Genomic DNA, 5,829 nt, shown 5'->3' with positions numbered 1-5,829 from the left:
ATATACTGCTGGAGCACTTTATTGAGACTATCAAATACTTCATATCGACTTTTAGCACGGCTAAATGCTGATATTGTTGACAAAATTGCCCTATTCTCTTCAGCTAAACGCGCCTCTCTGCGTTTCACTCTTTCTAACTCAATAAGGGTTTCGTTAAGTGCTTCTGTATTTTGCATCGTATTAAGTTTTTAACCGATAGAATGTTGCTGAAGAAACCATCAGGTTACCGTGGCTACTTTCACCACCGGCTAACCGCCCTTGTTCGCCAAAAGTAAATGGACAAATAAAAGGCTGGCCATCTAAGGATTGGTTAATCTGATTACATACTTCTTGCATATCGTGCTTTAGATACAGCATAGGTCCGGCGCAAAAAATATTGATCGCGCCTAATTTAGATTCAACTTCTACACCACTATAATAAGAGTTTTTAATTATATCAGCTGAACGACTCACTAATTTTTCTTTGCAACCAGACATCAAGTACAAAAGGTCACCTTCTAGAATATCAGTAAATAACTCTATTCCACCGCCATCTGTTTCTCTTATTGGGTGAGACAATTTAAAGTAAGGTTTATTTAATTCAGTACCTACATGTCGACCTATTGGATATATATTAGATCGTTCAAATAAAAACGAATCGCCAGAGTCAGAAGTATGCTGGTTCGTCCATTCGTGATAAGTATTCTTTGCTGGTTCACCATTTATTTCTAGTAACACACGCCCTTCCACTTTAGTAGCAGTTCCAAAGTACTCTGTGGGGGCATGACCAGAACTTAATGATGTAAAAATAGATTGAGAAGAGAAGAAAGCGGTAATTGATAGTGCATTTGATGAAATACCGCCTTCTGTAAATACAGACCAAGAATTTGTCACTTTGTTGTCGGCAGCACTACCGCCAATAATAGGGACTTTAGTACCAAATTTACGATCTATTGACGTTAGAATTTGTTCTTCTTTCCCGGGTGTTGAGTGGATTAATAAGAGGTCAGGAACTTCCCCTTCTCTGCCTGCGTTTTTCAGAGCCAAATCAATCGACTTAGTTACGGCGTCACTAGTTGATTGTTCTAGTGATGTTATCCCTGTCCCAAATGCGTTTGAACCCAGATCATAAATGGCTAGAACACCGACAACTGGCCCTTCCTTAAAACCTCTTTCTGTCATGACTCCATGACACGTTGAACAACCATGCAAAGATATACCAGGAAAAGATGCCAGTAGCTGTTCTTGCAAAATAGAGGATTGGTAATCTTCAGTGTAATAACAAATTAGGTGAGCTAGTTTTTTCGTTGACAGCTCATCAGAGAACTCTCTGATCACTGAAACTTCATCTAATTCTGTTGATGTAAGAGATCTAAACTTCATGATTTAAGGAAAGTGATTAACCAAGTATTGTATTTTATAACACTTGTCACCTCATTGATTCTTGATCTACTCATTATTCAAGTCGGGTTTTGTGATCCTTATTAACACCGAATCACTTTGTTGCGTGCTTGTAACATAGATAGCGGGATCGATATCTTGAGTTACCAACATCCAACTTTTGGGTGTTAGTTTTTCAACTTTACTGTGCGCTCCGGTAGCTTCAACTTCAATGTTATTGATCTCTAATGTTTCAATCAAAAAACCACCGTTATGGTTTGTGATTAAAATATTCGCATCTCCAACGTCAAATAAACAGGATGTGTTAACTATACAGTCTGCCGTTTTATTGTTGTCGTATGTTACTGTTCTCCAAGTGAWTGCTGCTACTAATATAAGCATCATGACTACTATTTGAACAAGTCGGCCTTGTGTTAATTTTTGTGCCGCCATTTTCTTGTTTACTCCCTGTAACAAACTTCAAAGTTTTTAAATAAAATTTCAAATCCTGACCAGCGGTAAGGTTACTACTCTGTCATTGATTTGTTAATTCAAGTATAGTGTCGCGTTGAAAATGCCACTTTTTTTCAAAATCAGCAAGTAGAAATAAAGTTATGAATAAGCTCACTTTCTTTTGTGGATTTGGGTGGCATTACGACGTGAGTCGTGTTGGAAGTAAAGTGTAGTAAATAAGAAATTGGAAGCATGCAAATGAGCCAAGAAAAGCAGCTTGAACAAAACTACAACTATACGGTCGTCCGTCAATTTACCCTTGTTACCATTTTATGGGGTATTGTCGGTATGGGCGTTGGTGTTTTGATTGCCGCTCAATTAGTTTGGCCACAGCTAAACTTTGATACGCCGTGGCTGACGTACAGTCGTTTACGTCCCCTGCATACTAATGCGGTTATTTTTGCGTTCGGTACAAGTGCCCTTTTTGCAACATCATATTATGTTGTACAAAGAACTTGTCAGACGCGTTTATTTGGTGGCCCTCTTGTCGCCTTCACCTTCTGGGGTTGGCAAGCGATTATTCTTTCCGCTGCAATCACTCTACCTTTGGGAATCACCTCTGGTAAAGAGTATGCAGAACTAGAATGGCCGATTGATATCGCTATTACATTAGTATGGGTAGCTTATGCTGTCGTGTTCTTCGGAACGATGATTAAGCGTAAAACATCTCATATTTATGTAGCGAACTGGTTCTTTGGAGCCTTTATCATCACGGTTGCAGTGTTACACATTGTAAACAGCCTAGCTATTCCGGTCTCATTGACTAAATCGTACTCGATTTACTCTGGGGCAATTGATGCTATGGTTCAGTGGTGGTACGGTCACAATGCAGTAGGTTTCCTACTAACAGCAGGTTTCCTTGGTATGATGTATTACTTCGTACCTAAGCAAGCAGAGCGTCCAGTTTATTCTTACCGTCTGTCTATTGTCCACTTCTGGGCACTAGTGTCTCTGTACATTTGGGCTGGTCCTCACCACCTACACTACACTGCACTTCCTGACTGGACACAGTCTCTAGGTATGGTTATGTCTTTGGTTCTGTTTGCTCCTTCTTGGGGTGGCATGATCAACGGTATTATGACTCTATCTGGCGCATGGCATAAGCTTCGCTACGACCCAATCCTACGTTTCTTAATCGTTTCTCTATCATTCTATGGCATGTCGACTTTCGAAGGCCCAATGATGGCAATTAAAACGGTTAACGCACTATCCCACTATACTGACTGGACAATCGGTCACGTTCACTCTGGTGCGTTAGGTTGGGTTGCAATGGTTTCTATTGGTTCTGTATACCACTTAGTTCCTAAACTATTTGGTCAAGAGCGTATGTACTCTGTATCACTGATCAATGTTCACTTCTGGTTAGCTACGATTGGTACTGTTTTCTACATCGTTGCTATGTGGATTTCTGGCGTGATGCAAGGTCTGATGTGGCGTGCTGTTAACTCTGACGGTACATTAACTTACAGCTTCGTTGAATCTGTAGAAGCATCTTACCCGTTCTACTTTGTACGTTTCTTAGGTGGTTTCATCTTCCTATCTGGTATGTTCTTAATGGCATACAACACGTACAAAACTGTTTCTGCACCTAAAGATAGCCTTAAAGCTATCCAACAACCGGCTTAAGGAGATTTAGAATGAGCTCAAATTCAAATAATCGCCATGAGTTGGTCGAAAAAAATGTTGGCTTGCTTGCGATCCTAATCGTTATTGCTATCAGCTTTGGTGCCCTTGTAGAGATTACACCTTTGATTTTCCAAAAGCAGACGACTGAACCTGTAGAAAACCTACGCGTTTACTCTGCTCTTGAGATGGAAGGCCGTGACATCTATATCCGTGAAGGTTGTAACGTTTGTCACAGCCAAATGATCCGTCCATTCCGTTCTGAAACAGAGCGTTACGGTCACTACTCAGTTGCTGGTGAAAGTGTGTGGGAACATCCATTCTTATGGGGTTCTAAGCGTACTGGTCCTGATCTAGCTCGTGTTGGTGAACGTTACTCTGACGAATGGCATCGTGTTCACTTGATTGACCCGCGCGAACTTGTTCCTGAATCAAACATGCCAGGTTTTCCATGGCTTGAGGAAAATGTTCTAGATGGCAAATTGACTCAGCAGAAGTTAGAAATCTTCCGCAATCAGTTTGGTGTTCCATACACTGATGAGCAAATTGCTACTGCGAAACAAGATGTTGAAGGTAAAACAGAGATGGATGCAATCATCGCTTATCTTCAGTCTCTTGGTCATGCAATGAAATAAGGCATTACTATGGATATTATTACATTTCAAAGTATCTGGACTGTTACAGTTTTTGCTTGCTTCATTGGTATCGTTTGGTGGGCTTTTGGTAAAAACCGCAAGTCTCGCTTCGATGAAGATGCGAACTTAGTTTTTGCTGATGAAGCTCAGCCGAAAACGAATAATCAAGGAGTGACGAAGTAATGAGTACATTCTGGAGTATCTGGGTAACTGTAATCACAATTGGTACGCTAATTGGTTGTGCAGCCCTACTTCGTTGGTGTTCCAACGATAAAACTGGTGTAGAACCAGGTAAAGATATGGGTCACGAATACGATGGTATTCGTGAGCTTAACAACCCACTTCCAAAGTGGTGGACTTACCTTTTCATCAGTACGCTTGTTTTTGCTGTTATTTATTTCACTCTTTATCCAGGCTTGGGTAACTTTAAGGGTGTTCTAGGTTGGACAAGTTCAGATCAAACTGTACAAAACATTGAAGAATCTCGCGCTTCTGTTGCGGCTTCTCAACAAAACAAACAGCTTGATCAGTATGCGAAAGAGCTAGACGACGCCGATACTTACTTCGGTGAAGCATTTAAGCAACTTGCATACAACGAAGACGGTTTACGTTCTATTCCTGATATTGCTTCAGATGCTGAAGCAACTAAGGTAGGCCAACGTTTGTTCCTACAGAACTGTTCGCAGTGTCATGGTTCAGATGCACGTGGTCAGAAAGGTTTCCCTAACTTAACTGATGACGCATGGCTATATGGTGGTGAACCACAAGCTATCGTAACTACTATCATGCATGGTCGTGTAGGCCAAATGCCAGCATGGAAAGATGCGCTTGGCGAGCAAGGTGTTAAAGAAGTTGTAAGCTACACTCTTAGCCTTTCTGGTCGTTCAGTTAACGCTCGTGAAGCGGAAGCTGGTAAAGCTCGTTTTGTTGTGTGTGCTGCATGTCACGGTACAGATGGTAAAGGTAACCCTGCTGTGGGTGCACCAGACCTAACTGACCGCGATTGGTTGTTCGGTGATTCACGCGCAGACGTTACAGAAACAGTAATGAATGGACGTTCTGGTGTAATGCCAGCCTGGAAAGACATTCTAGGTGAAGACAAGGTTCAACTGGTTTCAGCGTATGTTTGGAGCTTAAGCAACTCAGATAATAAGTAACATTCCAATAACAGCCCCTACCTAAGGGGCTGTCTTTCCTGTACTTTATAAACCCTTCTTATTCAGCTGTTGAGATCTTTTTTATGGTAAAGCCTTGGTATAAACAATTCTGGCCGTGGTTCCTTATTGCCCTGCCACTGACTGTGGTTGTTTGGACTTTAATTACAGTAACCCTGTTCACACAAAATTCTGTTCATCTAGTGACAGAGGATTACTATAAAAAAGGAAAAGGGATAAACATCGATATATCCAAAATCAATGTTGCAAAAGAACTTGGGTTAAGCGCGACAATCAAATCTGATGACGCATCGATTACCCTCAAGTTAGATAAAGGTGAATTACCTCATTACCCTGCATTGAAAGCTATGTTTGTTCATAGAACTTTACCTGACCGCGACTTCACTGAATTACTAACGTCAGATGCTAAAGGGAATTACCGCCTTACACCTTCTCAAGAAATTCAAGGCCCATGGTTTATTGAGTTAACTCCACACGATGAAGAATGGTTGATTCAAGGCCGCGTAACTTTCCCAACTGAAACA

General features: G+C 41.1%; 7 protein-coding genes. 5 read left to right on the top strand and 2 right to left on the bottom strand.

All coding sequences use genetic code 11. The annotated features are described in order from the left end of the window. Positions 1–180: 180 nt before the first annotated feature. Both L4C33_RS19000 and L4C33_RS18995 read right to left on the bottom strand, forming a co-directional pair. A complete protein-coding gene (locus L4C33_RS19000; protein WP_428813978.1) occupies positions 181–1,362 on the bottom strand; it encodes an FIST signal transduction protein in 1,182 nt (393 codons plus the stop codon). 66 nt (positions 1,363–1,428) lie between these two features. Continuing rightward, the gene (locus L4C33_RS18995; protein WP_428813977.1) at positions 1,429–1,812 is read right to left on the bottom strand and encodes a hypothetical protein; all 384 of its coding nucleotides are present in this window, start codon (positions 1,810–1,812) and stop codon (positions 1,429–1,431) included. Positions 1,813–2,070: 258 nt separating this feature from the next. On the opposite strand from L4C33_RS18995, the gene ccoN reads away from it, so the two are divergent. The 5 genes from ccoN to L4C33_RS18970 all read left to right on the top strand — a co-directional run. Then, on the top strand, positions 2,071–3,498 hold the full coding sequence (ccoN, locus tag L4C33_RS18990; RefSeq protein ID WP_428813976.1) for a cytochrome-c oxidase, cbb3-type subunit I: 1,428 nt from the start codon (positions 2,071–2,073) through the stop codon (positions 3,496–3,498). An 11-nt stretch (positions 3,499–3,509) separates the two neighbouring features. After that, positions 3,510–4,130 carry a cytochrome-c oxidase, cbb3-type subunit II gene (gene ccoO, locus L4C33_RS18985; protein WP_428813975.1) on the top strand — a complete coding sequence of 207 codons (621 nt, stop codon included), beginning with the start codon at positions 3,510–3,512 and terminating at the stop codon, positions 4,128–4,130. A gap of 9 nt (positions 4,131–4,139) precedes the next feature. Beyond that, positions 4,140–4,313 carry a cbb3-type cytochrome oxidase subunit 3 gene (locus L4C33_RS18980; RefSeq protein ID WP_394250908.1) on the top strand — a complete coding sequence of 58 codons (174 nt, stop codon included), beginning with the start codon at positions 4,140–4,142 and terminating at the stop codon, positions 4,311–4,313. Further along, on the top strand, positions 4,313–5,287 hold the full coding sequence (gene ccoP, locus L4C33_RS18975) for a cytochrome-c oxidase, cbb3-type subunit III (protein ID WP_428813974.1): 975 nt from the start codon (positions 4,313–4,315) through the stop codon (positions 5,285–5,287). The genes L4C33_RS18980 and ccoP overlap by 1 nt, the downstream gene beginning before the upstream one ends. 83 nt (positions 5,288–5,370) lie before the next feature. Further along, positions 5,371–5,829: FixH family protein (locus L4C33_RS18970; RefSeq protein ID WP_428813973.1), on the top strand; the 459-nt coding region annotated here is incomplete at its 3' end.

Source organism: Vibrio makurazakiensis (assembly GCF_050337375.1).
GTDB lineage: Bacteria > Pseudomonadota > Gammaproteobacteria > Enterobacterales > Vibrionaceae > Vibrio > Vibrio makurazakiensis.
The sequence above is the reverse complement of the archived record's forward strand: the minus strand, read 5'-3'. Positions and strand labels throughout refer to the sequence as shown.

Bases quoted from the DNA above. Each gene is read 5' to 3' on its own strand.
- ccoP (WP_428813974.1), top strand. From the start codon at position 4,313: ATGAGTACATTCTGGAGTATCTGGGTAACTGTAATCACAATTGGTACG.
- L4C33_RS19000 (WP_428813978.1), bottom strand. From the start codon at position 1,362: ATGAAGTTTAGATCTCTTACATCAACAGAATTAGATGAAGTTTCAGTG.
- ccoO (WP_428813975.1), top strand. From the start codon at position 3,510: ATGAGCTCAAATTCAAATAATCGCCATGAGTTGGTCGAAAAAAATGTT.
- ccoN (WP_428813976.1), top strand. From the start codon at position 2,071: ATGAGCCAAGAAAAGCAGCTTGAACAAAACTACAACTATACGGTCGTC.
- L4C33_RS18980 (WP_394250908.1), top strand. From the start codon at position 4,140: ATGGATATTATTACATTTCAAAGTATCTGGACTGTTACAGTTTTTGCT.